Annotated in this window: 24 protein-coding genes; 12 read left to right on the top strand and 12 right to left on the bottom strand. The window is 66.8% G+C overall.

What is annotated here, in order from left to right:
* Nucleotides 1-14 precede the first annotated feature (14 nt).
* The 4 genes from LJ725_RS05795 to LJ725_RS05780 are packed head-to-tail and all read right to left on the bottom strand — an operon-like array spanning nucleotide 15 to nucleotide 3,200.
* A complete protein-coding gene (locus LJ725_RS05795) occupies nucleotides 15-851 on the bottom strand; it encodes a carbohydrate ABC transporter permease (protein ID WP_230549662.1) in 837 nt (278 codons plus the stop codon).
* A gap of 24 nt (nucleotides 852-875) precedes the next feature.
* Nucleotides 876-1,775, bottom strand: coding sequence for a carbohydrate ABC transporter permease (locus LJ725_RS05790; protein ID WP_230549661.1), 900 nt, complete (start codon nucleotides 1,773-1,775; stop codon nucleotides 876-878).
* Nucleotides 1,772-2,824, bottom strand: coding sequence for an ABC transporter ATP-binding protein (locus LJ725_RS05785; protein ID WP_230549660.1), 1,053 nt, complete (start codon nucleotides 2,822-2,824; stop codon nucleotides 1,772-1,774). Before LJ725_RS05785 ends, LJ725_RS05790 begins: the two co-directional genes overlap by 4 nt.
* 55 nt (nucleotides 2,825-2,879) lie before the next feature.
* Nucleotides 2,880-3,200, bottom strand: a complete 321-nt coding sequence (locus LJ725_RS05780; protein ID WP_230549659.1) for a hypothetical protein — start codon at nucleotides 3,198-3,200, stop codon at nucleotides 2,880-2,882.
* Nucleotides 3,201-3,523: 323 nt separating this feature from the next.
* Between LJ725_RS05780 and gltB the strand changes: the two genes are divergently transcribed.
* The 3 genes from gltB to LJ725_RS05765 all read left to right on the top strand — a co-directional run bounded on the left by gltB (nucleotide 3,524) and on the right by LJ725_RS05765 (nucleotide 10,171).
* The gene (gene gltB / locus LJ725_RS05775) at nucleotides 3,524-8,164 is read left to right on the top strand and encodes a glutamate synthase large subunit (RefSeq protein ID WP_230549658.1); all 4,641 of its coding nucleotides are present in this window, start codon (nucleotides 3,524-3,526) and stop codon (nucleotides 8,162-8,164) included.
* A 65-nt stretch (nucleotides 8,165-8,229) separates the two neighbouring features.
* Entirely contained in the window at nucleotides 8,230-9,681 is a 1,452-nt protein-coding gene (locus tag LJ725_RS05770; protein WP_230549657.1) for a glutamate synthase subunit beta, read from the top strand.
* A 52-nt stretch (nucleotides 9,682-9,733) separates the two neighbouring features.
* A complete protein-coding gene (locus LJ725_RS05765; protein ID WP_230549656.1) occupies nucleotides 9,734-10,171 on the top strand; it encodes a type II 3-dehydroquinate dehydratase in 438 nt (145 codons plus the stop codon).
* Here LJ725_RS05765 and LJ725_RS05760 read toward each other — a convergent pair.
* Together LJ725_RS05760 and LJ725_RS05755 are read right to left on the bottom strand one after the other, a co-directional pair.
* The gene (locus tag LJ725_RS05760) at nucleotides 10,117-11,253 is read right to left on the bottom strand and encodes a glycosyltransferase family 2 protein (protein ID WP_230549655.1); all 1,137 of its coding nucleotides are present in this window, start codon (nucleotides 11,251-11,253) and stop codon (nucleotides 10,117-10,119) included. The genes LJ725_RS05765 and LJ725_RS05760 overlap by 55 nt on opposite strands.
* A gap of 60 nt (nucleotides 11,254-11,313) precedes the next feature.
* Complete coding sequence (locus tag LJ725_RS05755) at nucleotides 11,314-12,249, bottom strand: pyridoxamine 5'-phosphate oxidase family protein (RefSeq protein ID WP_230549654.1); 936 nt, start codon at nucleotides 12,247-12,249, stop codon at nucleotides 11,314-11,316.
* Between the two features lie 170 nt (nucleotides 12,250-12,419).
* Between LJ725_RS05755 and LJ725_RS05750 the strand changes: the two genes are divergently transcribed.
* The 3 genes from LJ725_RS05750 to LJ725_RS05740 all read left to right on the top strand — a co-directional run bounded on the left by LJ725_RS05750 (nucleotide 12,420) and on the right by LJ725_RS05740 (nucleotide 14,693).
* Nucleotides 12,420-13,316 carry a LysR family transcriptional regulator gene (locus LJ725_RS05750; protein ID WP_230549653.1) on the top strand — a complete coding sequence of 299 codons (897 nt, stop codon included), beginning with the start codon at nucleotides 12,420-12,422 and terminating at the stop codon, nucleotides 13,314-13,316.
* Between the two features lie 58 nt (nucleotides 13,317-13,374).
* Nucleotides 13,375-13,728, top strand: a complete 354-nt coding sequence (locus LJ725_RS05745) for a DUF1428 domain-containing protein (RefSeq protein WP_230549652.1) — start codon at nucleotides 13,375-13,377, stop codon at nucleotides 13,726-13,728.
* A gap of 83 nt (nucleotides 13,729-13,811) precedes the next feature.
* Nucleotides 13,812-14,693, top strand: coding sequence for a FecR family protein (locus tag LJ725_RS05740; protein WP_230549651.1), 882 nt, complete (start codon nucleotides 13,812-13,814; stop codon nucleotides 14,691-14,693).
* 3 nt (nucleotides 14,694-14,696) lie between these two features.
* Here LJ725_RS05740 and LJ725_RS05735 read toward each other — a convergent pair whose 3' ends face one another.
* Together LJ725_RS05735 and LJ725_RS05730 are read right to left on the bottom strand one after the other, a co-directional pair.
* On the bottom strand, nucleotides 14,697-15,530 hold the full coding sequence (locus LJ725_RS05735; protein WP_230549650.1) for a class I SAM-dependent methyltransferase: 834 nt from the start codon (nucleotides 15,528-15,530) through the stop codon (nucleotides 14,697-14,699).
* 79 nt (nucleotides 15,531-15,609) lie between these two features.
* Nucleotides 15,610-16,512: a DUF1194 domain-containing protein gene (locus LJ725_RS05730; protein ID WP_230549649.1), complete on the bottom strand. Its 903-nt coding sequence runs from the start codon at nucleotides 16,510-16,512 to the stop codon at nucleotides 15,610-15,612.
* 133 nt (nucleotides 16,513-16,645) lie between these two features.
* On the opposite strand from LJ725_RS05730, the gene LJ725_RS05725 reads away from it, so the two are divergent.
* The 3 genes from LJ725_RS05725 to LJ725_RS05715 are packed head-to-tail and all read left to right on the top strand — an operon-like array spanning nucleotide 16,646 to nucleotide 19,169.
* On the top strand, nucleotides 16,646-17,854 hold the full coding sequence (locus tag LJ725_RS05725; RefSeq protein WP_230549648.1) for an acyl-CoA dehydrogenase family protein: 1,209 nt from the start codon (nucleotides 16,646-16,648) through the stop codon (nucleotides 17,852-17,854).
* 53 nt (nucleotides 17,855-17,907) lie between these two features.
* Nucleotides 17,908-18,843, top strand: a complete 936-nt coding sequence (locus tag LJ725_RS05720) for a DnaJ C-terminal domain-containing protein (protein WP_230549647.1) — start codon at nucleotides 17,908-17,910, stop codon at nucleotides 18,841-18,843.
* Nucleotides 18,840-19,169 carry a chaperone modulator CbpM gene (locus LJ725_RS05715; protein WP_230549646.1) on the top strand — a complete coding sequence of 110 codons (330 nt, stop codon included), beginning with the start codon at nucleotides 18,840-18,842 and terminating at the stop codon, nucleotides 19,167-19,169. The genes LJ725_RS05720 and LJ725_RS05715 overlap by 4 nt, the downstream gene beginning before the upstream one ends.
* A gap of 1 nt (nucleotide 19,170) precedes the next feature.
* On the opposite strand, the gene LJ725_RS05710 is transcribed toward LJ725_RS05715, so the two are convergent.
* The 3 genes from LJ725_RS05710 to LJ725_RS05700 all read right to left on the bottom strand — a co-directional run bounded on the left by LJ725_RS05710 (nucleotide 19,171) and on the right by LJ725_RS05700 (nucleotide 21,742).
* Nucleotides 19,171-19,755 (bottom strand): NAD(P)H-dependent oxidoreductase, encoded by a 585-nt coding sequence (locus LJ725_RS05710; protein ID WP_230549645.1) that lies wholly within the window; start codon nucleotides 19,753-19,755, stop codon nucleotides 19,171-19,173.
* A 90-nt stretch (nucleotides 19,756-19,845) separates the two neighbouring features.
* Nucleotides 19,846-20,814 (bottom strand): Bug family tripartite tricarboxylate transporter substrate binding protein, encoded by a 969-nt coding sequence (locus tag LJ725_RS05705; RefSeq protein WP_230549644.1) that lies wholly within the window; start codon nucleotides 20,812-20,814, stop codon nucleotides 19,846-19,848.
* Between the two features lie 55 nt (nucleotides 20,815-20,869).
* Nucleotides 20,870-21,742, bottom strand: a complete 873-nt coding sequence (locus LJ725_RS05700) for an MBL fold metallo-hydrolase (protein ID WP_230549643.1) — start codon at nucleotides 21,740-21,742, stop codon at nucleotides 20,870-20,872.
* Nucleotides 21,743-21,804: 62 nt separating this feature from the next.
* Between LJ725_RS05700 and LJ725_RS05695 the strand changes: the two genes are divergently transcribed.
* From LJ725_RS05695 to LJ725_RS05685, 3 genes are read left to right on the top strand one after another with little or no spacing between them, the layout of a single operon-like run.
* A complete protein-coding gene (locus tag LJ725_RS05695) occupies nucleotides 21,805-22,122 on the top strand; it encodes an ArsR/SmtB family transcription factor (RefSeq protein WP_230549642.1) in 318 nt (105 codons plus the stop codon).
* A gap of 24 nt (nucleotides 22,123-22,146) precedes the next feature.
* Nucleotides 22,147-22,674 (top strand): rhodanese family protein, encoded by a 528-nt coding sequence (locus LJ725_RS05690; RefSeq protein WP_230549641.1) that lies wholly within the window; start codon nucleotides 22,147-22,149, stop codon nucleotides 22,672-22,674.
* The gene (locus LJ725_RS05685; RefSeq protein WP_230549640.1) at nucleotides 22,674-23,465 is read left to right on the top strand and encodes a sulfite exporter TauE/SafE family protein; all 792 of its coding nucleotides are present in this window, start codon (nucleotides 22,674-22,676) and stop codon (nucleotides 23,463-23,465) included. Before LJ725_RS05690 ends, LJ725_RS05685 begins: the two co-directional genes overlap by 1 nt.
* Here LJ725_RS05685 and LJ725_RS05680 read toward each other — a convergent pair whose 3' ends face one another.
* The gene (locus LJ725_RS05680; protein WP_230549639.1) at nucleotides 23,466-25,754 is read right to left on the bottom strand and encodes a xanthine dehydrogenase family protein molybdopterin-binding subunit; all 2,289 of its coding nucleotides are present in this window, start codon (nucleotides 25,752-25,754) and stop codon (nucleotides 23,466-23,468) included.
* Nucleotides 25,755-25,822 lie beyond the last annotated feature (68 nt).

Genomic DNA, 25,822 nt, shown 5'->3' with positions numbered 1-25,822 from the left:
GTTGCCGTTTCCTTTCACCCCTTCATGCCGCTCAGCGTGACTCCCTCGATGAAGCGCCGCTGGGCGGCGAGGAACAGCAGGACGAGCGGTGCGGTGATGACGACCGTGCCGGCCATCAGGGGACCGAAATCGCTGCCCGCCTCCTCGTTGCGGAAGAAGAGCGTACCCAGGGGGGGCGTGGCAAGGTCGCCGGTCTGGATGACGATCAGCGGCCAGAAGAAATCGTTCCAGTGCGAGACGACGGAAATGACCCCGAAGGCCAGCATGGCGGGCATGGCGAGCGGCAGCATGATCCGCCACAGGATCTCGAATTCGCCCAGCCCGTCGATCCGGGCGGCATGCATCAGGTCGTCCGGCACCGTCTTGAAGAACTGCCGCATCAGGAAGATGCCGAACGCCGAAAAGACGAACGGGACGATGAGGGCGGCATAGCTGTCGAGCAGGCCCACTTCATAAAGCATGACGTAGCGCGGAATGGCCGGCGCCTGGGCGGGGATCATCAGCCCGATCAGGACCATCGTGAACAGGATGTCGCGACCCTTGAAGCGCAGCTTGGCCAGCGCATAGGCGGCGGGCAGGGAGACGACCAGCTGCAGCAGGAAGATGCCGCCGGTCACGATCACGCCGTTCAGCAGGTAGCGCAGCAGCGGCACCTTGGTGAAGGCCTTGCCGTAGTTATCGGCCGCGGCCCAGTTGTTGGGCAGCAGGCTGAGCTTGGTCGAGAAGATCTCGTTGGGCGGCTTCAGCGAGGTTGAGATCATCCAGACGAACGGCGTCAGCATGATCACCAACCCGGCAATCAGCAGGAGGTGACGCAGAATGTGGCCGAGGATCGACCCGCCGGGTTTCATGCGGGGCGCCTCATCCGCAGTGCCTCATCCATAGTGCGTCCTCTTCTCGCCGGCCTTCACCTGCAGGAGGGTGAGGGCCAGCACCACCACGAGGAACACCACGGTGATGGCGGCGCCATAGCCGGTCCGGAAGAAATTGAAGGCCTCGGTGTACATCGTATAGAGCAGCACCTCGGTCGACTTGTTCGGTCCGCCCTTGGTCAGCACTTCGACGGTGTCGAAGACCTGGAAGGAGCGGATGCCGGACACCACGGTGACGAACAGGGTCGCCGGCCCCAGCATCGGCCAGGTAACACAGCGGAAGCGTTCCCACGCCGAAGCCGCGCCGTCGATCTCGGCGGCCTCGTAGAGGTCGGCGGGGATCGACTTCAGCCCGGCCATGAACAGCACCATGTTGAGCCCGGCCGATTGCCAGATGCCGATGCCGGCCAGCGTGAACAGTGCGCGGCTGGGGTTCTTCAGCCAGTCGCCGCCGGTGATGCCGACCTGTTCCAGCACGATGTTGATCAGGCCGACGCTGGGATGCAGCAGGAACTCCCAGACCACCGCCATCGCGATCAGGGTCGAGGTCACGGGCAGGAAGTAGGCCGCGCGGTAGAAGCCACGGCCGAAGGTGGCGCCCTCGATCAGCAGCGCGAGGCCGAGCCCCAGGAAGACCGAGCCCGGCACCGTGACGAGGCAGTAGACGGCGGTGTTGCCGAACGATTTCCAGAATACCCGGTCGGCAAAGAGCTGCTCGTAGTTGCCCAGGCCGATGAAGTTCATCGTCGGCGCGCCGAGCTGCCAGTCGGTGAGCGACAGGACGAACACCGCCAGTGTCGGACCGGCCAGCAGCACGATGAAGGCTAGCCAGGCGGGCGAGACCAGCGCCAGCGCGGCGCGGCGCTCGGCGGGCGTGGCGTCGTTTGCCGCCGGCGCCGTCACCGGACCCGCCTTCCCTCGGAGTCGAACTTCAGGACGCGGTGGGGCAGCGGCTTCAGGCCGACGGCTTCGCCGCGCTGCGGGTCGCGTTCCGCATGGGCATCGATGCGGGCGATCAGCGGTGTCGGCTGTCCCTTCACCTCGACGTGGACGAGGCTTTCCGAGCCCATGTGCTCGACCAGCCGGACATGGCCCGCGATTGCGCCGGCCTCGTAGGGGGCAACGAGCTGCATCGCCTCTGGGCGTACGGCGTGGAAGCCGCCCTCGACCGGCATGACGTTGATCTTCGGGCTGCCCACGAACTCGGCGACGGCGAGCGTCTCGGGATCGTCGTAGAGCCGGCGCGGCGGCGCCACCTGCTCGAGCCTGCCCGCCAGCATGACCGCGACGCGGTCCGACATGGTCATCGCCTCGGCCTGGTCATGCGTCACGTAGATCATCGTGGCCCCCAGCCGGCGCTGGAGCTCGGTGAGCTCCGACCGCATCTGCACCCGCAGCTTGGCGTCGAGATTGGAGAGCGGCTCGTCGAGCAGGAAGGCCGCCGGGTGGCGGACCATGGCGCGGCCCAGCGCCACGCGCTGCTTCTGGCCGCCCGAGAGCTGGCCGGGCTTGCGGCCAAGCAGGGGGCCGATGTCGAGGGCCTGCGCGGCTTCAGCCACGTCCTTTGCAATGGTCCTGCGGGCGGCGGCGGTGCCAGGCAGCATCGAGCCGATCCAGGGCAGGCGTTGCCACACGTTCATGCGGCGCATCGAGAGCGGCAGGCCGATGTTCTGGGCGACGGTCATGTGCGGATAGAGAGCGTAGCTCTGGAACACCATCGCGATGTCGCGGTCGCGCGCCGGCAAGTCGTCCACGCGGCGGCCGCCGATCACGATCGCGCCGGCGTCGTTGCGCTCCAGTCCGGCAATGATGCGCAGCAGGGTCGACTTGCCGCAGCCAGACGGGCCGAGCAGCGTCAGGAATTCGCCGTCGGCGATTTCCAGCGAAATATCCTTGAGGACCTCGACAGGACCGAAGTTCTTGCGGACTGCTTCGATGGAAATGGTCGCCACTCGGCGGTCGCCCCCCACACCTTCGATTCAGCCTAGCCGACTAGTGTTACAGCCGCTATTGGCCCGCCACAGGCGGGGGAGGCGGGTCGATCGGGTAGAACCCGTACGGCTTCGGCCGGCCCGGATGATTTACGCAGAGCATTTCCGGCGAAACGATCGGGCCGAGCTTGATGCGCTCTTCCTCGCATTTTTCGTAGGTGAACGGTCCGCCGAACACCTTCGGGCTGCTGGCAAGGATGATGTAGGATTTCTCGAGGTACCAGCCCGGCCCCGTATAGGCCTGGGGGGCGGTCGGCGTCGAACAGGCGCCGAGCGTTGCGGCCAGCAGGGGAGCCGCCAGCAGGGTCGCCCAGCGACCGATCGAACGTTCCGACATCAGCTCAGTCTCTCCCCCCGGGCACGAACGCTGCCCGCGTGCGGTCGGCAAGGTAGGCCATGGCGGCGATGGCTTCAATGCACTCGCTGCGCCGGTGCTCCGGGCGTGCACGGCGTCCACCTTGCGGACCCGCAGCATCGGGGCTGCACCGGGCCCGACCGCAATCGCTCTGAAATTCAAGCGGGTAGAGTAACGACCTGAAGTCGGCTATTGCGACGCAACGAGGGCTTTCGCCGGAGCCCGCGACCGGTCTAATAATGCGCCGATAGACGAAAGCATCCGGGGGGATGCTGGGCCCGCTCGCGCGCCAGCAGGATAGAGTCATGGGATTGCCTGAAAAGCAGGGACTGTACGATCCACGCAACGAACACGACGCGTGCGGCGTGGGCTTTGTCGCCGACATCAAGGGGCGCAAAACCCATGACATCGTGCGCCAGGGTCTGCAGATCCTGGTCAACCTCGACCATCGCGGCGCCGTGGGCGCCGACCCGCTGATGGGCGACGGCGCCGGGGCCATGATCCAGATTCCCGACGCGCTGCTGCGCGACTGGGCGCGCAAGGAAGGCGTCGATCTGCCGGAGCCCGGCCACTACGCGGTCGCGATGTGCTTCCTGCCGCAGGATGAGAAGGCAAGATCGTTTGCAATCAAGCGCTTCGAGCATTTTGTTAAAGTAGAAAAGCAGAAGCTCGTCGGCTGGAGAGACGTGCCGACCAACCTCGACGGTCTGGGCAAGGCGGTCATCGCGTCGATGCCGGTCATCCGCATGGCCATCGTCGGGCGCAGCTCGAAGCTGGCCGACCAGGACGCGTTCGAGCGCAAGCTCCTGGCGATCCGCAAGCAGACCCAGAACCCGCTGGCCGACCTCGAGAAGAAGCAGAAGCTGCCCGGCCTGTCGCAGCTCTACATGCCGTCCTTCTCGTCGCGGACCGTGGTCTACAAAGGGCTGCTGCTCGCCCACCAGGTTGAGAGTTTTTATGAGGATCTGAGGAATCCTCTTTGTGCATCAGCGCTTTGTCTCGTTCATCAGAGATTCTCCACGAACACGTTCCCGTCGTGGAAGCTGGCGCATCCCTACCGGTTCATCGCCCATAACGGCGAGATCAACACGGTCCGCGGCAACGTCAACTGGATGTATGCCCGCCGGCGGACGATGGAATCCGACCTGATCGGCGCCGACCTCGACAAGATGTGGCCGATCATCCCGCACGGCCAGTCGGACACCGCCTGCCTCGACAACGCCCTCGAACTGCTGGTCGCCGGCGGCTACTCGCTCAGCCACGCCATGATGATGCTGATTCCGGAGGCCTGGGCCGGTAATCCGCTGATGGATGGCAGCCGCAAGGCCTTCTACGAGTACCACGCAGCCTTGATGGAGCCGTGGGACGGACCGGCCTCGATTGCCTTCACCGACGGCCGCCAGATCGGCGCCACGCTCGACCGCAACGGCCTGCGGCCCGCGCGCTTCCTGATCACCGAGGACGACCTCGTCGTGATGTCGTCCGAATCGGGCGTCCTGCCGATCCCCGACAACAAGATCGTGCGCAAGTGGCGCCTGCAGCCCGGCAAGATGCTGCTGATCGACCTGGAAGAGGGTCGGATCGTCGAGGACGAGGAGCTGAAGCGGACGCTGGCCGAGGCCGAGCCCTACGAGGAATGGCTGAAGGAGACGCAGCACAAGCTGGAAGAGCTCTCCGAGATTCCCGACGCGCCGTCGCCGGTGCCGTCGAACGATCCCTCGACCCTGCTCGATCGCCAGCAGGCCTTCGGCTACACCCAGGAGGACATCAAGTTCTTCCTCGAGCCGATGGCGAGCGAGCCGGACGATCCGATCGGCTCCATGGGCACCGACACGCCCATCGCCGTGCTCTCGAAGAAGCCCAAGCTCCTCTACAACTACTTCAAGCAGAACTTCGCGCAGGTCACCAACCCGCCGATCGATCCGATCCGCGAGGAGCTGGTGATGTCGCTGGTCTCGATGATCGGCCCGCGCCCCAACCTGCTCGGCCGGCACGCCGGCATGCACAAGCGGCTCGAAGTGGCGCAGCCGATCCTGACCAATGCCGAGCTGGAGAAGATCCGCTCGATCGAGGATCTGCTCGACGGCTCGTTCCGCACCGCCACCATCGACACGACCTGGCTGGCGTCGGAAGGCGCGGCGGGGCTCGAGAAGGCGCTCGACCGCGTCTGTGCCGAAGCGACGGACCTGGTGCTGGCCGATCGCAACATCCTGATCCTGTCGGATCGCGCGGTATCGGCCGAGCGGGTGCCGATCCCGGCGCTGCTCGCGACCGCGGCCGTGCATCACAGCCTGATCCGGCGCGGCCTGCGCACCCAGACCGGCCTCGTGGTCGAGACCGGCGAGGCGCGGGAGGTCCATCACTTCTGCTGCCTGGCCGGCTACGGCGCCGAGGCGGTGAATCCCTATCTCGCCTTCGAGACGCTGGAGGCGCTGCGCATCCAGAACGGCCTGCCGCTGAAGCCCTACGAGGTTCAGAAGAACTTCATCAAGGCGGTCGGCAAGGGCCTGCTCAAGGTCATGTCCAAGATGGGCATTTCGACCTACCAGTCCTATTGCGGCGCCCAGATCTTCGACGCCGTGGGCCTCCATTCCGGCTTCGTCGAGAAGTACTTCACCGGTACCGCCACGACGATCGAGGGCGCGGGCTGGCAGGAGATCGCCGAGGAGACGGTGCGCCGCCATCGCAACGCGTACGGCGACAACCCGGTCTACCGCAACATGCTCGACGTCGGCGGCGACTATGCGTTCCGCCTGCGCGGCGAGGACCATGCCTGGACGCCGGAGAGCGTGTCGCGCCTGCAGCACGCGGTCCGCGGCAATTCGTCGGCCGAGTACAAGGCCTTCGCCACCACGATCAACGAGCAGAGCGAGCGGCTGCTGACGATTCGCGGCCTGATGCAGTTCAAGTGGTCGGACAAGCCCGTTCCGGTCGAGGAAGTCGAGCCGGCTGCTGCAATCGTAAAGCGCTTCGCCACCGGCGCCATGAGCTTCGGCTCAATCAGCCGCGAGGCGCACACGACTCTCGCCATCGCCATGAACCGGATCGGCGGCAAGTCGAACACCGGCGAGGGCGGCGAGGAGGCGGATCGCTTCAAGCGCCTGGCCAACGGCGATTCGATGCGCTCGGCGATCAAGCAGGTCGCGTCGGGCCGCTTCGGCGTCTCGGCCGAGTACCTGGTCAATGCCGACGACATCCAGATCAAGATGGCGCAGGGCGCCAAGCCCGGCGAGGGCGGCCAGCTGCCCGGCCACAAGGTCGACGAGAACATCGCCCGCGTCCGCCGCTCGACGGCCGGCGTCGGCCTCATCTCGCCGCCGCCGCATCACGACATCTATTCGATCGAGGATCTGGCGCAGCTCATCCACGACCTCAAGAACGTGAACACGAAGGCACGTGTCTCCGTGAAGCTGGTCTCCGAGGTCGGCGTCGGCACGGTCGCGGCCGGCGTCAGCAAGGCGCGCGCCGACCACGTCACGATCTCGGGCTATGAGGGCGGCACCGGCGCTTCGCCGCTCACCTCGCTCACCCATGCCGGCTCGCCCTGGGAGATCGGCCTCGCCGAGACGCAGCAGACGCTGGTGCTGAACGGGCTGCGCGGCCGCATCGCCGTCCAGGTCGACGGCGGCCTGCGCACCGGCCGCGACGTCGCCATCGGCGCGCTGCTGGGCGCGGACGAGTTCGGCTTCGCCACCGCGCCGCTGATCGCCGCGGGCTGCATCATGATGCGCAAGTGTCACCTCAACACCTGCCCGGTGGGCGTGGCGACGCAGGATCCGGTGCTGCGCAAGCGCTTCACCGGCCAGCCCGAGCATGTGATCAACTACTTCTTCTTCGTGGCCGAGGAACTGCGCGAGATCATGGCGCAGCTGGGCTTCCGGACGCTGAACGAGATGATCGGCCGGGTCGACCGGCTCGACATGCGCAAGGCCATCGACCATTGGAAGGCGGGCGGCGTCGACCTCTCGAAGCTGCTCTACCAGGCGCCGGCCCGCGAAGGCATCGCGATCTGGAACGCCGAGCGTCAGGACCACGGGCTGGACAAGGCCCTGGACCACAAGCTGATCGAGGCGGCAGGTCCGGCGCTCGACGGCGGCCACCCGGTCCGGATCGAGCTGCCGATCACCAACGTCAACCGCACCGTCGGCGCGATGCTCTCGGGCGAGGTGGCGCGGCGCTACGGCCATGTCGGACTGGCCGAGGACACGATCTCGGTGCGTCTCACCGGCACCGCCGGCCAGAGCTTCGGCGCCTTCCTGGCGCGCGGCGTGTCGCTGGAACTGTCGGGTGACGGCAACGACTATGTCGGCAAGGGTCTGTCGGGCGGTCGCGTCGTCGTGCGCCAGCCCAGGGACTGTGCGCGCGATCCGCTGAAGAACATCATCGTGGGCAACACGGTGCTCTACGGCGCCATCGCGGGCGAGGCCTACTTCGAGGGCGTTGCGGGCGAGCGCTTCGCCGTGCGCAACTCGGGCGCTGTCTGCGTCGTCGAGGGCACCGGCGACCATGGCTGCGAATACATGACAGGTGGCGTCGTCGTGGTGCTGGGCGACACCGGCCGCAACTTCGCGGCCGGCATGTCGGGCGGCATCGCCTACGTCTACGACCCGAAGGCGCGCTTCAAGGACCTTTGCAATCCCGCGATGGTCGACCTCGAGAAGGTCGGTCCGGCGTCGGGCGAGAGCGAGGAGACCGGAAAGCCGCGTCAGCGGGCGGTGGATGTCGAGGACAACGGCATGGGCGACGTGCTGCGGTTCGACGCCGAGCGGCTGCGCATCCTCGTCGAACGCCATCTTCTCCACACCGGCAGTGCGCGGGCACGCGCGCTGCTGGAGGATTGGGACAAGGCGCTGCAGAGCTTCGTGAAGGTCATGCCGCGCGACTACAAGCGGGCCCTGTTGCAGGCCCGCGAGCGGGCGGCGGCGAAGGCCGTTGCTGCGGAGTGAATCGGGTTCCTCTGCCCCGCTAGGGGGAGAGGAGAGGAAATCAGCGAGCTGAAGGATATCGGACGATGGGCCTAGCCACAGGCTTCCTCGAGATCGAGCGCAAGGACCGGTCCTACGAAAAGGTCGAGTCCCGCCTCAAGAACTACAGAGAATTCGTGCTGCCGATGCCGCCGGCCGAGGTCTCCCGGCAGGGCGCGCGCTGCATGGATTGCGGCATTCCGTTCTGTCACAACGGTTGCCCGGTCAACAACATCATCCCCGAGTGGAACGAGCTGGTCCGCCGCGACCGCTGGAAGGACGCGCTCGAGGTCCTGCACTCGACCAACAACTTCCCGGAGTTCACCGGCCGCATCTGCCCCGCGCCCTGCGAGGCCTCCTGCACGCTGAACATCGACGACAACCCCGTGACCATCAAGTCGATCGAATGCGCGATCGTCGATCGCGGCTGGGAAGAGGGCTGGATCCAGCCCGCTGTTCCTGCGCACAAGACCGGCAAGCGTGTCGCCGTCGTCGGCTCCGGCCCCGCCGGCCTTTCCTGCGCCCAGCAGCTCGCGCGCGCCGGCCATTCGGTGACGCTGTTCGAGAAGGCCGATCGCATCGGCGGCCTGCTGCGCTACGGCATTCCCGACTTCAAGATGGAGAAGCACCTCATCGACCGGCGCATGCGGCAGATGGAAGCCGAGGGCGTCGAGTTCCGCACCGGTGTCGAGGTCGGCGCGACACTCTCGATCAAGTCGCTGCTCGAAGGCTACGACGCCGTCGCGCTGACGGGCGGCGCCGAACTGCCGCGCGATCTCGAAGTGCCGGGTCGCGAGCTCGACGGCATCCATTTCGCGATGGATTTCCTGACGCAGCAGAACAAGCGCAACGCGGGCGACGACGAATCGCGCGCGGCGCCGCGCGGCACGCTCAGCGCCAAGGGCAAGCACGTCATCGTCATCGGCGGCGGCGATACCGGCTCCGATTGCGTCGGTACGTCGAACCGCCATGGCGCCGCGTCGGTGACGCAGCTCGAAGTCATGCCGCAGCCGCCGGTGCGCGAGAACAAGGCGCTGACCTGGCCGGACTGGCCCCTCAAGCTGCGCACCTCGTCGAGCCACGAGGAGGGCGCGGCCCGCGACTTCGCCGTGCTGACCAAGCGCGCGATCGGCCGCAACGGCAGGATCGAGGCGCTGGAATGCGTTCGGGTCGAATGGGTGAAGGGCGCGGACGGCCGCATGGCCATGCAGGAGGTCGCGGGCAGCAGCTTCGAGCTGAAGGCCGATCTCGTACTTCTGGCCATGGGCTTCCTCGGCCCGCGCAGGCCGGGCCTCGTCGAGCAGGCCGGCGTCGCGCTGGATCCGCGCGGCAACGTCGCCGCCAACGTCACGGACTACCGGACGTCGGTGCCCAAGCTGTTCGCCGCCGGCGACATGCGTCGCGGCCAGTCGCTGGTCGTCTGGGCAATCCGCGAAGGCCGCCAGTGCGCCCGGTCGATTGACGAAAGCTTGATGGGTTCGACCACGCTGCCGCGTTGATCTGCCGAACGGATGGTTCGCGTGGTCAGCCGGTTGCCCTAGGATGCGCCAGATGAAGCTGCTGCTGATCCAGGGCGCGAACATGGAGTATCTGGGCAAACGCCAGCCCGAACTCTATGGAACCACCACGGCCAGGCAACTCGACGCGCTCATACGCCGGCGCGCGCGGGAACTCGGCGTATCGGTCGAAATTCTTTACACGAACATCGAGGGCGAGGCGGTGTCGGCGATCTACAAGGCCGACCGCGCCAGGTTCGACGGGTTGCTGTTCAATCCCGCGGGCTTCCTCCATGCTGGCTATGCTCTGCGGGATTGTCTGCGGTCGATCGCAATGCCCGCGATCGAAATCCATATGACCAACATCGAGAAGCGCGGGTTCGGGTCCATCACCGCGGCGGCAGCCGTCGGCATGATCGCGGGATTCGGAACCGATTCCTACCTGCTGGCGCTCGAAGCGATGGTGGCGCGACTTCGCTCGGCGGCTGTCTGATCTTCGGCCTCGCCTTCGTACTTGCCGATGTAGAAGGCGTCCTGCCGGTCAGCCTCGTTTGCCGGGGCCTCCAGCCTGTCGAGATAGGGCGCTTCCCTGCGCCGCAACTTTTCGGCGCCCGCGAGCATCAGGTGCAGCGCCCGGAAGCCTGCCAGGTTCAGCACGGCATCGCCGAGCTTGCGTTTCAGGGGGCTCCGCGGCGGCGGCGTCACGTAGTAGCGCTCGCCGCCCCATTCCCGGAACGCAGCGGCGAGCTGCGGCATGTAGCTCCGGCCCGCCGCCACGATGGACAGCCGGATCAGACTGTCCATCAAGCCGTTGCGCAGGGCTTCCGCGCAGGCCCGGTGCTCGGGATGGTCGCGCAGGATCGCCGCCCACTTCAGCCAGTAGCGCGCCGACCATAGAAGCTGGTTGGTGTCGTCCCCGGCATGGGTGATCCGCGGCGCTCCATGGACGCGGATATAGTACATGCCGACTTCGCGGCCGATCACGTGCAGGCCGGACAGGATGGCCCGTCCGCACAGGTCGAAATCCTCGTAGAAGCTCAGGGTCTCGTCCCATGTCTCCGTGTCGAACAGGCGGCGAGGCCACAGGATCGTGGTGTGCGTGATGGTGCGCAGCGCCGTGGGCTCGAGGAACTGGATCAGCGTGTCGGTGTCGGAGCGCTCCGCCGCGGTCCAGACCGGTGGGCTGAATACGATGCTGTCGTCGCGGACGGCGAAGTCTCGCGAGCGCCCGGCGACGAGCGATTGAGGAGGAGCGGCCAGGGTGGCCGCCAGGAGTTCCGCCAGGTGCGAGGGGTGCATCAGGTCGTCGTCGTCGTGGAAGAAGATCCACTCGCCCGATGCAACGGCCACACCGGCGTTGCGCGCGGCGCTGGGCCCCTTCGACGAGGGATGATGGACGACCTTCACCTCGGGAAAGGAGGTCGCGAGCATCGAAAGCGTATCGTCGGTCGATCCATCGACGACGACCACGATCTCCTTGTCGCGCAGGGTTTGCGATTGCACGCAGACGAGCGCGCGTCGCAGCAGCGAAGCGCGGTTATGCGTCGGTATGACGATGCTGACCCTGTTTCCCACGACTTCCCGACCCCTGCCCGACATAGCCTGTCAGGCAGGGACTTGTCCGGACGAATGTGGCTACCAGGTGCCCGTATGAAGGGTGCTGGGAGAAAATTCACCGAAAGTTGACCCCGAGGGAAACGCAGAGCGTGTGCGCCAGGCGCGCTCGACCTTCACGCGCCAAAGCCGCTCCGCTCCGGTGGGCTCGCTTCCCTCCGGCTGCCAGTCGATCGTCACCGTGCCCTGGATCTGGAGAAGGTCGCCGTTGCTGAAATCGATGAACAGCAGGCCCGCCCGGGGATTGCCCAGGAGGTTTCCCAGCGTGTTGAAGAAGCCATTGCCACGAAAATCCGGAATCACGAGCGTCTCTCCCTGCACGGCCACGAAGCCCGGCCGTCCACCGCGATGAGACATGTCGAAACCGCCTTCTGTCCCGAGTTCGTCGCGGCCTCGGCTGGCGACGAAGAACGTGTCGGCCGACTCGATGAGATCCCGCGCGGCTTCGTCCAGTCGGTCCAGGTCGACCGACGCAGCAACGACGCCCCGGCCGTCGGTCTTCGTCGCCGGGACCGAACGTGTCTGGATGTATTGCGGGCAATTGCCGAAGCTCTGCGCGATGCGCACGGTCAGCCCCTGGTTACGGCTGACGATGCTGCCGTTGGCGCGATTGCGCCGCCGGGTCGCGAGGTCGAGACCCAGCAGACCGATCTCGGTACCCGCCGCGAAGCCGGGTTCGGCCGGATCGTCGGCTTGCGGCAGCGCGTCGATCCGCAAGGTCGTCGGATCGGGCGATGTGATGAAGCCACGTGGACCCGTCAGCACCGAGGCCAAGGGCCAGCCCCGCTCATCGGGCGTGGCGGTGAACAGGTAGGTGAGGAGGGGGAAGAACGCGCGGTGCTGTTCCGGCATGAACGGGCGAATGGGCGCGATGCGTCCGGGCGTGAGGCCGGCCCGCAATTGTGCCGCCCGCTCGTCGGCGTTGAAGGGCAAGAAAGTGGTCGTGTCGATGCTCATCACAGGCCCTCCTGTTCGATGCGGGCGTCTGCCTGGTCGGTGACCGCGCCGCAGGGGCAGCTTCCATTCAGCATGCCGGCTCTCCTTGAGGGGGCGAACATAGGGCCGGTCGATTGCGGCGATAACAGCACGAATGCTAAAGTAATAATTCCAATTACTGGAAGAATAACATGGACCGGCTCGACGAGTTGGCGATCTTCGTGCGCATCGTGGAAGATGGAAGCCTCGTGCGGGCGGCGCGCCGGCTGCGGCGCTCGCCGCCCGCGGTCACGCGCGCGCTTGCGGCCCTCGAGGACCGGATCGGCGCGCGGCTGATCGACCGGACCACGCGCCGTCTCGCGCCCACGGAAGCGGGGCGCAACCTGTACGAGCAGGCGCGGGCCGTGGTGGCCGGTTACGAAGCGGCGACGGCGGGCGCGCGCGAGGCGCCGGTGCGCGGCTTGCTGCGCATCGCCGCGCCCGTCCAGTTCGGACGACGACACGTGTCGCCCCTCGCGGCCCACTTTCTCGATACGCATGCGGAAATCGAGATCGAACTGCTGCTGAACGACCGCAACGTTGATCTGATCGACGAGGATGTCGACGTGGCGGTGCGGATCGGGGCGCTGGCCGATTCCAGCCTGACGGCCCGGCGCGTCGGGCACGTGCGTCGGCAATGGGTGGCGAGCCCCGACTATCTGGCGCGTCGCGGCGTGCCGAAGAATCCAGCGGATCTGGCGCGGCACGAGGCCCTGCTGGGTACGTCGCTTGGTGCAATGGACTGGAGTTTTGCCAGGCGTCGCCGCGGGGCGCCGCTTCGCCTGGAAGGGCGGTTCCGCACCGATGACATCGAAACCAGACTACGCGCGGTTCGGGACGGGCGGGGGATCGCGCAGTTCCTGTCGTATCAAGTGGCTGACGACCTCGCGGCCGGCCGCCTGGTGCGCCTGCTGCGCGCCTTCGAGACGGCGCCGTTGCCTGTCCACTTGCTGACGAAGGGCCGCGCCCACCGCGCTCCGAAGATCGACGTATTCCTCGAATTCGCGGCAAGCAGATTGTCGGCCCTGCCGGTACTGCATCCGGATTGACACATCGTGTGAAGCGCAGTTATTCCGCACCCGAATGATCAACTGATGGGAGACCGAGATGTCGTACGTCGATGGCTTCGTCCTGGTCGTTCCCAAGAAGAAGCTGGCTGCCTACACGAAACTGGCTCGCATGGCCGGCAAGGTCTGGCGCGAGCATGGCGCTCTCGACTATCGCGAATGTGTCGCCGACGACCTGAAAGTGAAGTTCGGTCTTCCATTCACCAAGCTGGTGAAGACCAAGCCGAGCGAGACGATCATGTTCTCCTACATCGTCTACAAGTCGAGGGCTCATCGCGACAAGGTCAACGCCCGGGTGATGGCCGACCCCCGCATGCAGGAACCGCCCAAGGATATCCCGTTCGATCCCAAGCGCATGGCCTATGGCGGCTTCAAGACGATCGTCGCTGCGTAGCGTCTGCGAATTGACCGTGCGGTGCGACGATTGCCCGCCGCGGCGGATGGGGATGGCGGGCGCCGCGTTCGCGTAGCCCTCTCATGTCGAACATGCGGAAGGCACTCCTTGTGGGTGCAGCAATCATGACGGTGCCGCTGGCGACGAGCATGTCGGCGGCGGCCGATGCGCCCCGGGTGGGGATCGCCTCCGCGGTCGCGGGCGATCCGACTGGCAAGCCTCCGGACGAGATCGAGCGGGTCCTTCATGTCGGCCTCGACGTCCAGGCGGGCGAGGTCATCACCACCGGCAGCGCCGATCGCGCCCATCTCCTGTTCCTCGACGGGACGGCACTGACGATCGGCAGCGAGGCCCAGGTCACGCTCGACAGGTTCGTCTACGATTCGGACAGGAAGCTGGGCGAGCTTGGCGTGACGGCCACCAAGGGCGTGTTCCGGCTGGTCGGCGGCAAGATCAGCAAGAAGACGCCGGTCATTGTCACGACGCCGTCGGGCACAATCACCATCCGCGGCGGCATCGCCCTGTTCAGCGTCGAGCCGACCAGAACGACCGCAACCTTCGTGTTCGGTTACGAGATGACGCTGACGAGCCAGGGGCGAACTCGGAGAGTGACCGCGCCGGGCTTCCAGGTGAGTGCGATGCTCGGCCAACCGCCGGGACTGGCATCGCCCGTTGCGCGGCGAGGACTTGCCGACAGTATCGGCCGGCTCGAGGCGAACGGCGGCAAGCGCGACGGCGGGGCCGATCGGGCGGCCAAGGCAGCCGGGCTTGCGGAAGCCAATTCGGCGAGAGGGCCCAATGCGGCAGGCCCCGTTCAGGGCGGTCCGGCACCGGCGTCGCAGATGCCCGGTGGTCCGAACGGACCCGGCGGCCCACCCCGGATGGGGGGCTTCGACCCGCAGGGGGCTGGACCGATGCAGCCTTTTCCGCCGGCGGGAGCAGGAGTCGCGCGCACTGCGCCTTAGGCGCTACTTGACCGCCACCAGCCGTATGCCGCCGAGTTCGCGCTTCGTGATGAGGTCGACGAAGCGGATGTAGGATTCGTGGAAGGCGTCGTGCCCCATGGGTGTGCCGGCCACGCGTGCCTCTTCGCGGAGGCGCTGATACATGGCGAGCCGTTGCTTCAGGATCGGTCCCCATTCCTCCGTCAGGTCGGTCGCCGCCTCGACCCGGAATCCGGCAGCGCGCGCAAGTTCGCCGTAGGTCGCGAGCGTTTCCAGTGGCTGGATCGCCATGCCGTCCCACATGAGCTTGGCGTCCGGCACGGACAGCGGCTTGTTGGCGATCCAGTCGGTCATGGCCAGCCGGCCGCCTTTCCGCAGAACCCGGAAAGCCTCTGACAACGTCTTCGCATGGTCGGGGACATGGCAGAGCGCTTCCTGGCTCACCACGACGTCCACGCATTCGTCGGCCAACGGCACGTCCATTACATTGCCTTGCCGGACGCGGGCGCGTTCCTGCAGGCCAACCAGCGCAATGAGCTCTTCTGCGGCCTGCGCACGCGAGGCCGTGAGCTCGATGCCGGTCACGTCGGCGCCATAGCGATGGGCGAGGTAGCGCACGGTGCCGCCCAATCCGGCACAGAAATCCGCGACCTCGGTGCCCGGGCCGATGGAAGCGGCCGCCGCCAGCGCATCGGTCGCAGCGATGCCTCCGTAGTGATCCTGGTCGTGGGGCCAGAGTTCCTCGGGCGTGACGCCGTCCAGGTGGCCACGCGCCGCCTGTAACTTCGCCTTGATGATCTGGCCCGACATCGGATGCCGGTCGTAGAAATAGATCGCCTGGGCGGTCGCGTCGTTCATGGGCTCCCCCGGCCGGAGCGCCCGACCCTTATTGCTTGGCTGGGAGCATCTTCAGGACGGCGCGTCGCGCGTCAAACGGTCAGTCCGGCGTGACGCCGAACCGGCGCTGCCAGAAGTCGCGCGAACGCCGCTCGCCGACGTCGCAGCCCAGTTCGTATTCGGGGCGCACGAACCGGGTGTAATCGTCGTCAGCCTTGACGGCCCGACGACCGCCGGCGGACTGCGCGAGCTGCACGCCGTCGCGTGACTTGCCGAGTTCGCCGATGTCGAAGTCGTTCAGCGGACCGATGTCGGCCACTTCCTGCAGGAGCTTCTTGCGGATGGCGCGGGGAAAGTCCTCGAAGCTGCGCGCCACCTCGACGAAGGAGCGCGGGCCGCCGGTGACGCAGTGCAGGTAATACCTGTCGAGATCGTCCTCGGCGGGGAAGCCGAAGGGATTGGGCCGGCCGTTCATGATCGGCAGGCCGTTGATCACGATGCGCTCCTTGAGGGCGTCATGGCGGATGTCGGTGACGAGCCCGCCGTCGTTGTTCGATCCGTCGCCCGAAATGTCGAGGACCTTGCGCTCGGCCTCGTAGGGGCTGCGGCTGTACATCGGAATGGCATAGCGGATCGCGCCGCTGATCGAGGTGCGGCGCGCGATCGAGATCGGTGCATCCGCGAGGCGCTGGGAGAAGGCTGCGATCGCGGCCTCCGAATCGAGCAGTGTCCAGTCGATGAGCAGCTTCTGCACCCACGAATCGGACCATTCGAAATAGGCGACGGCAATGCGGCCATGATTGCCGCCGAGGATCGCCTTGACGATGACGGGGTCGCTGAACGCCTCGACATAGCCCTGGCGCTGCAGCCGTGCTTCGTCGGGATCGATGCTGCCCGAGATGTCGATCGCCAGAACCAGCGCGAGGTCGACTTCCTTGCGCTCCTGCGCAGCCGCCGGCAGGGCCAGGAAGAGAAGGGCGATCAGACCAACCAGTCGGGCCACGGCGACCTCCGCGTTCGGTTACGCTTGCGAGGCAAGAACCATACCGCCCGTCGGAAGCCCGTGTCAGCCGCGCACTGGACGGGCCATGGCGTCGGTCGCTAGCCTCTTCCCAAGGAAGCAAGGGAGCAGGCTCATGGATCTGGCGCTGAGCAGGGAAGACGAGGCCTTCCAGGATGAAGTCCGGCGTTTCCTCGACGAGAACCTGACCGAGGACCTGCGGGAGGCGGGGCGCAAGACCGGAGGCGTCTTCGCCGACTTTGCAGCCGGTCTGCGCTGGCATCGGGTCCTCGCCCGGCGCGGCTGGTCGGCGCCGAGCTGGCCGAAGGAGTATGGCGGTACCGGCTGGAACGCCACCCAGCGCTACATCTTCAGCCGCGAGTGCACTGCCGCCGATGCGCCCCGCATCTTCTCGATGGGCCTGCGGATGGTCGGACCGGTGATCATGAAATTCGGCACGCCGGAGCAGAAGGCCAAGTACCTGCCGCGCATCCTCTCGGGCGATATCACCTTCTGCCAGGGCTATTCCGAACCCGGTTCGGGCTCCGATCTCGCCAGCCTCAAGACCCGCGCGGTTCGTGATGGCGACGACTACGTCATCACCGGCACCAAGATCTGGACGACCGGTGCGCATGTCGCCGACCACATGTTCTGCCTCGTCCGCACCTCGACCGAAGGCAAGCCGCAGGACGGCATCTCCTTCGTCCTGATCGACTCGATGAAGACGCCGGGTGTTTCGGTTTCCCCGATCCTGACCCTGGCCGGGGACCACGAGGTCAACCAGGTGTTCCTCGACAACGTCCGCACGCCGATCGCCAATCGGATCGGTCCGGAGAATGCCGGCTGGACGGTGGCGAAGTACCTGCTCGAGTTCGAGCGTGGCGGTGATGCCTACACGCCCAACCTCCATGCCCGCCTCGACGACGTGAAGCGCATCGCGCGGGAGGAGGCAGCCGACGGATCGGGCCGCTTGATCGAGGACCGCGGCTTCGCCGAACGGCTGGCCGAGACCGAGATGGAAATCCAGGCACTGGAGATGATCGAGATGCAGGTCCTCTCCGATCTAAGCCAGGGCCGCAACCCCGGCGCCGTTTCCTCGGCGATGAAGATCCGGGGCAGCGAGACGCTGCAGAAACTCGATCATCTCGGCGTCGAGGCGCTGTCATGGTACGCCGCGCCCTTCGAGCCGGAGGCGCGGGAGCTCGGCCACAACGAGCCGACCGTGACACCGTCCTGGGGCGTCACGGCGATGCCGCTCTACCTCAACAACCGGGCCTCGACGATTTATGCCGGTTCGAATGAAATCCAGCGCAACATCATCGCCAAGGCGGTGCTCGGACTGTGAGCCGGCCGGCGAGGGGCTTGTAAGGTGACAATTCACTGCACATCTGTAGGGCTATGACCGATCCCTATTCCGTCCTAGGCGTGCCGAGGACCGCCTCCGAGGACGACATCCGCAAGGCGTTCCGCAAGCTCGCCAAGAAGCACCACCCCGACCTCAATCCCGGCGACAAGGCGGCCGAAGCCAAGTTCAAGGAAATCGGGCAGGCCAACGACATCCTCTCGGATCCCGAGAAGCGTCGGCGCTTCGACGCGGGCGAAATCGACGGCACGGGCCAGGAGATGCCGCCGCGCGGTTTCTATCGCGACCAGGCGGGCGGCCGTGGCGGCAAGTACGAGCATGCGGGCGGCCATGAGTCCTTCGTCGACATGGGCGGCATCTTCTCCGAGATGTTCGGCGAGCGCCGGGGCGGGCATGGACCGGGCTTCGGCGGCGGCGGCTTCGACATGGGCGGCATGCCCGTCAGCTACAGCCTGCGCGTGCCGTTCCTCGTGGCGGCGCGCGGCGGCAAGCAGCGCGTCACGCTGCCCGACGGCAAGACACTCGACATCGACGTGCCGGAAGGCACGACCGACGGCCAGACCCTTCGCCTGAAGGGCCAGGGCATGCCGGGCTCGCAAGGGCGGCCGCCCGGCGACGCCTATGTCGAGATCCACGTCGAGCCGCACGCCTTCTTCCAGCCGCGCGACAACGACATCCATGTCGAGCTGCCGGTGACGGTCACCGAAGCCACTCTCGGCGGCAAGGTGAAGGTACCGACGGTCGGCGGGGCGGTGATGCTGAACGTGCCGGCCGGGTCGAACACCGGCACGTCGTTGCGCCTCAAGGGCCGCGGCCTGCTTGACCGCAAGTCCGGGCAGCGCGGCGACCAGTACGTGAAGCTCAAGGTCGTGCTGCCCGAGACGCCGGACGACAAGCTGAAGGAGTTCCTCGCGAGTTGGGAAGCGGGTCGCGGCTACGATCCGCGCAAGGAGATGGAGCAGTTCACATGACGAGCCTCGACGACCTGCTTCGCCAGCATGGCCGGTTGACGGCCGTTCACGTCGAACGCTGGGTGGCCCGCGGCCTGTTGCGGCCGGCCGGCAGCGGCGACAGCTGGACCTTCGAACAGATCGACGTCGCCCGCGCGCGCCTGCTGGGCGAGCTGGTCGACGAACTCGGCTTCGACGACGAATCGGTGGAAACCGTGGTCGATCTCGTCGACCAGGTGCACACCTTGCGCCGCCAGCTCGATCTCCTGGGCCGTGCGATCGCCGAGCAGCCCGCAGCGGCGCGCGAGGCGATCGCCGTCTCGCTCGACCGTCTTTCCCGACGCTAGCTCAGCGCGCGGCCCGGCCGAGGGCGCGCATAGTTTCGAAATGCTGCGCCATGGTCGCCGGCTTGGCCGACCCGACACTGCCAACGACGGTGTCGCGGACCGGGGCATAGCCGACGAAGCCAAGAATGTTGCGCTTCAGGTTCTTCACTGCGTGCGCGCGGAAGTACCAGCGATACACGATTTCCGGCATGCCCATGGTGACGACCAGCCGGGCGCTTCGCCCTTGCAGGTGCTTCTGAGGGAAACCGCTGGGGCGGTAGGCGAAGGCGAAGCTCGGTCGCAGGGTCTGCTCGAAGAACCCCTTCAGCAGCGCCGGCATGTCGCCGAGCCAGAGGGGGAAGACGACGACGAGGTGATCGGCCCGCCGTATCGCCTCCTGAGCGGCCACGATGTCTGCCGGCGCCGTTCCGGTCTCGAAGTCGGCCTGGGAGCGCAGCAGGTCGAAATGCAGCGCGCCGATGTCGAGCCGCTCGACCGTGTGGCCGCCGGCGGCGCCCCCTTCGGCATAGGCATCGGCGAGGGCGCCACAGAGGCCCTTGCGGGTGACGTCTGGATGTCCGTTCAGGATCAGGATGCGAGAGCCCATGCGGGACACGCTCGCATGGGCAGACCGACCGGTCCTTGACGTGGATCAGCCCGGATCGTTCTGGAAAAGGCTTCCCGCGCGGCGGTCAGCTCATTCGGGCTCGACACCGGCGCGCTTCACCGCATCGCCCCAGGCGGCGCAGCCGGTTCTCATGATCTCGCCCATCTCGGCCGGCGTGGTGCCGGTGGCGATCAGACCCATGTCGAGCAGCTTCTCCTTGCCCTCGGGCGTCTGCACCAGCTTGCGGATCTCCGCGCTCAGCCGTTCGACGATCTCCTTCGGCGTGCCGGCCGGCGCCATGATGGCGTTCCAGCCGGTGAGGTTGATCTTGTAGCCGGCCTCCTCGAAGGTCGGGACGTTCGGCAGGCGTGGCCAGCGCTGGGCGGAGGTGACGGCGAGCGGTGTCAGCTTGCCGCCGTTGATCGCACCGCCGCTGGCGGCGAGATCCTGGATGGTCATCGGGATGTGCCCGGCGACGACATCCTGCACCGCGGGGCCCGCGCCCTTATACGGCACGTGGGTCATGTCGAGCTTCTCGGCCTGGTTCAGCATCTCGCCCCAGATGTGCGAGGACGAGCCGTTGCCGAAGGACGCGAAGTTGACCTTGCCCTTGCGCTCGTTGGCCCAGGCGACGAAATCCTTGACCGTCTTGAGGCCGAGCGACGGCGGCACGACCATCGCCAGCGGCGCGAGACCATGCTGCGTCACCGGCATGAAGTCCTTGAAGCCGTCGTAGGGCATCTTCTTGTAGACGTACGGGTTGATGCACATCATCGACGAGTTGACGTAGACGAACGTGTAGCCGTCGGCCGGCACGTTCTTGACGATCTCCATGCCGACCATGCCGTTGGCGCCGGGCTTGTTGTCGACGATGACCTGCTGGCCCAGGACGCCCGAGAGTTTCTCGGCGAAATAGCGCGACACCACGTCGGTCTGGCCGCCCGGCGGGTAGGGCGCCACCAGCTTGATGGGCTTGTTCGGCCATGCGGCCTGGGCGAACGCCGAGCCGGCGAACAGGATGAGCGCGCCCGCCAGCGCGGCGACCGATTTCTTGGACATGCGTTTCTTCTCCCTTTGGAACGACCCTAGCGGGAGCTGAATGCAATGCCAATCGTCAGGCCGTGACGAGCTTCACCGGAATGCGGAGATAGCTCTGCCCGTTGTCGTCCGGCGGCGGGAAATGGCCGGCCCTGATATTGACCTGAACCGACGGCAGCAGGAGGACCGGCGCAGCCAGCGTGGCGTCGCGCTTCTTCCGCATCGCGACGAACTCTGCTTCCGCCACGCCGTCGTGCACATGGACATTGCGTGCGCGCTCGTCGGCAACGCTGGTCTCCCAGGCATACTGATCGCGGCCGGGAGCCTTGTAGTCGTGGCACATGAACAGGCGGGTCTCCGCCGGCAGGGAGAGCAGGCGGCGGATCGATCGATAGAGGGTCGCAGCGTCGCCGCCGGGAAAATCGGCGCGGGCGGTGCCGTAGTCGGGCATGAAGATTGTGTCGCCCACGAAAACCGCAGCTCCGATGCTGTAGGCGACGTCGGCCGGCGTGTGACCGGGCAGGTGCATCACCTCGATCGCGAGATTGCCGAGCGGCAGCGTCTCGCCGTCCGCCACGAGCTTGTCGAATTCGCGCCCGTCTTCGCTCACGTCGCTGGCGTTGAACACCTTCCTGAAGATCCTCTGCACATCGCGGATGTGTTCGCCGATGACGGTACGAGCGCCGGTCCGCGACTTGAGAAACGGCGCGGCCGTCAGGTGGTCGGCGTGGGCATGCGTCTCGAGAATCCAGTCGATGGACGCCTGCCGTTCCGCGGCCTTGGCGAGGACGCGCTCGGCCGACCGGGTCGAGGCTTTTCCCGACTTGGGATCGTAGTCGAGGACCGGGTCTACGATCGCAGCGCGCTTCGTCTGCGGATCGGTCACCAGATAGGTCACCGTGAAGGTCGCCTCGTCGAAGAAGGCGTCGATGATGGGCTTGGACGGCATGATTTCTCTCCTCAGTGGTCTTGACGGATATATTAGTAATAGCTAAATTAGCAATACCTAAAATGAAGACGAAACAGAACATCGATCCCAAGGCCCTCCAGGCGAAAGCCGGGGAGGTGGCCGGCATCCTCTCGGCGCTCGCCAACGACCGCCGTCTCCTCATCCTCTGCAAGCTCGTGGAGGTGGGTGAGGCGACCGTCGGTACGCTGGCGGCCGAGGTCGGCCTGTCGCAGTCGGCCCTGTCCCAGCATCTCGCCCGCATGCGGGAGGAGGGGATCGTCGCCTTCCGGCGCGAGGCGCAGACCGTCTGGTATCGGATCGGGGACGTCCGGATCGAGACGCTGCTGTCGACCCTTCATCGTCTCTATTGCGCGGATTGAAGAGCCGCGCGGAAAGGAACTCATATGTCTTTGCAAACCATCGATGCCGCCACTGCCCGCCGGCTCGTCGCCGAGGGCGCCGTGCTCGTAGACGTGCGCGAGTCCGACGAACGGGCGCGCGAGCACATTCCCGGCACCCGGCACACGCCGCTGTCGGCCCTCAAGCCGGTCGAGGCGCCGGGTGCGAAGGCGGTCATCTTCCACTGCCGCTCCGGCGCGCGGACCGGCGCGAATGCCGGCCGTCTCGCGGAAGCAGCCGGCTGCGAGGCCTATCTCCTGGAGGGCGGACTCGACGCCTGGAAGCGCGCCGGCCTCCCGGTCTCGACCGATCGCAAGCAACCGATCGAGATCATGCGCCAGGTCCAGATCGTGGCTGGCAGCCTGGTGGTGCTCGGCGTCGTGCTGGGGCTCCTGGTCGCGCCATCCTTCTTCGCGCTTTCGGCGTTCGTCGGCGCGGGCCTCGTCTTCGCCGGCAGCACCGGATGGTGCGGCATGGCCAAGCTGCTGGCCGTGATGCCCTGGAACCGCGTGACGCGGAAGGCGATGGCGTGATGTTCGCCCCGGTCGCGGCACTCGCCTCGGGCGGTGTGGTCGGCCTGGTACTCGGGCTGATCGGTGGCGGCGGTTCCATTCTCGCCGTGCCGCTTCTGCTCTATGCCGTCGGTATGCCCTCGGCCCACATCGCCATCGGCACCGCAGCCGTCGCCGTGGCGGTCAATGCGGCGGCCGGGCTGGCGCTGCACGCGCGCAAGGCGCCGATCCGGTGGCCCTGCGCCATCGTGTTCAGTCTGGCCGGCGTCGGTGGCGCCTTTGCAGGCGCGGCGTTCGGCAAGGCGGTAGACGGGCAGAAGCTCGTCGCCCTGTTCGGCGTCCTGATGATCGTCGTCGGTCTGATGATGCTGCGGCCCAAGGACAAGGGTGGCCAGACGTCGGCCTGGCTGACGCGCGAGAACGCCGCATACATGCTGCCGCGCCTCGTGCTGCTGGGCGCGGGCGTGGGCCTCCTGTCCGGCTTCTTCGGGATCGGCGGTGGCTTCCTGATCGTCCCGGGACTCATCCTGGCGACCGACATGAAACTCGAGGATGCGACCAGCGCATCGCTGGTGGCCGTGACGGCCTTCGGACTCTCGGCGGCCGCGAGCTACGCCTGGTCGGGCCTGGTCGACTGGAACGTGGCGGGACTGCTGATTGCCGGCGGCGTCGCAGGCGCATTGGCCGGTACCAAGGCCAACGCCATCCTGGCGCGCCGCAAGGGGGCGCTGACGATGCTCTTTGCCGTGTTCGTGATCCTGGCGGGACTCTACGTCGGGGGCCGGGGGCTGATCGACCTTCTGCAGGGCTGATCAGCCGCGTCGTTGCAGGGCTGTCCAGACCTTGGCGGCGGTGAGCGGCATGTCGATGTGGCGGACGCCGAACGGCCGCAGCGCGTCGAGAACGGCATTCGCCACGGCCGCCGGCGCCCCGTTGGTCGGCAACTCGCCCACGCCCTTGAAGCCGAGCATGTTGTTGGGCGATGGCGTCACGATCGTCTCGACCTGGAGAGACGGCACGTCATCGGCGCGGGGCAGGGCATAGTCCATGAGAGTGCCGCTCAGGAGCTGGCCGCTCTCTTCGTCGTAAAGAGCCTCCTCCATCAGGGCATTGCCCAGCCCATGCACGATGCCGCCATGCATCTGACCGGCCAGCAGGCGGTGATTCACCACCGTGCCGCAGTCTGCGACGGCCAGCAGGCGGTCGACGTGGGTTTCCCCGGTTTCCGGATCGACTTCGACTTCGCAGACCATCACCCCGGTGGGGAAGGAATCGATCCTGTCGGCGAACACGGCATCGCCGTCGAACGGCTTCCAGGCGGCCAGCTCGAACAGTCCGATGCGACGGTCGGTGCCGACGACTTCGAAGGCGCCGTCGCGATAGGCGATGTCGGCCGGCGCGGTCTCGAGCCGCTCGGCGGCGAGATCGCGGCCACGCTCGATCACGACATCGGCTGCGCGCTTCAGGGTGGTGCCGCTGATGATGGTCGAGGAGGAGCCGCCGGTGCCTCCGCCGCGCGGGATGCTGCGTGTATCGCCCTGCCTGATCTCGATGCGCCCGACCGGGACGCCGAGCGCTGCGGACAGGATCTGTGCGAAGACGGTCTCGTGGCCCTGGCCCTGGCTTTGCGTGCCGACGCGCGCGACCAGCCGGTCCGCCTCGACATTGACCACGACATGCTCGTCGGCGATACCGCCGGTGCCATGGAGATGGCAGGACAGGCCAAGCCCGCGATACTTTCCCGCCGCCTCGCTGGCGGCGCGTCGGGCCGCGAAGCCTGCCTCATCGGCCGTTGCCAGGGCGGTCTCGAACAGTCTGGTGCAATCGGCGGCGTCGTAGGTGTAACCGCTGGCGGCTGCGTAGGGCATCTCGTCGGCGCGCAGCAGGTTGATGCGCCTTAACTCGACCGGCGAGCGGCCTGTCTCGTGCGCCGCCAGGTCGACGAGACGCTCCAGCAGGAAGAGCGCCTCGGGCTTGCCCGCACCGCGGATGGCATCGACTGGCACGGTGTTGGTGAAGGCGCAGTCGAAATCGACGCGGATCGCGGGAATGCGATAGAGGCCCGAAATCACCTTGGCGAGGCCCGTGGTCGGAATCGTCGGCGCGAACATCGAGACATAGGCGCCGTAGTTCGCCTCGGCCTTCACGCGCAGGCCGATGAAGCGTCCTTCCGCATCCAGCGCCAGTTCCGCCGTGGCAACGAGGTCGCGCGCATGACTGTCGGCCTGGGAAAGCTCGGCGCGCTCGCAGGTCCAGCGCAGGCCGCGGCAGAGTTTTCGCGTGGCCCAGGCGATCAGGGTCGATTCCGCCGATATCGGATATTTGGGACCGAAGCCGCCGCCAACATCCTCCGTGACGAGACGCAGCTTTTCCTTCGGCAGGTCGAGGACGCGCTCGCACATCAGCCGATGCGGAATCTGGACGCCCTGCGAGGAGAAGGTCACGGTGACGAGGTCGTCCGTGGCGTCGTAGCTCGACCAGGCCGCGCGCGTTTCCAGGTAGTGAACGATCTGACGTGGCGAGCGGATGGAAAGCGTGGAGACGTGAGCGGCGCGCCCGAAGGCGGAGTCCGTCGCGGCTCGATCGCCCTTGCCCCAGCGGCACATCAGGTTGCCCGGAACATCCTCGTGAACGAGGGGCGCACCGGGCGCCAGCGCCTGTGCCACGGTCACGACCGCCGGCAGGACTTCGTAGTCGACGGCGAGGACCTCTGCGGCATCGCGCGCCTGTTCGAGCGTATCCGCCACGATCATGGCCACGATGTCGCCGACATGCCTCACCTTGCCGGCCGGCATGGGAAGATGGAGGGGCTCGCGATGGCGGTTGCCGGCTTCGTCCTTGAGCTCGCTGATGGCCGGAAGATGCCCCACCTTGTCGGCGAGGAGATCGGCCGCCGTGAAGACTGCCGCGACACCCGGGAGAGCGAGCGCGGGTCCCGTGTCGATGCCTGAGATCCGGGCATGCGCATGCGGCGAGCGCAGAAACAGGACATTCGAGGCTTGGACCGGTGCCGTGTTCGCGGCATACCGCCCGGCGCCTGTCAGGAAGCGTCGATCTTCACGGCGCGTGATCGGTTCTCCGAGCTTGAGGGCGGTACTCATCGGCCCAATGCAGGCAGAATCGAGGCGCGGTGCCCGGCTGGACGGGTTGTTGTAGTCTTTGCCACCAA

This window comes from Reyranella aquatilis, assembly GCF_020880995.1.
GTDB classification, from domain to species: Bacteria; Pseudomonadota; Alphaproteobacteria; order Reyranellales; family Reyranellaceae; genus Reyranella; species Reyranella aquatilis.
The sequence above is the reverse complement of the archived record's forward strand: the minus strand, read 5'-3'. Positions and strand labels throughout refer to the sequence as shown.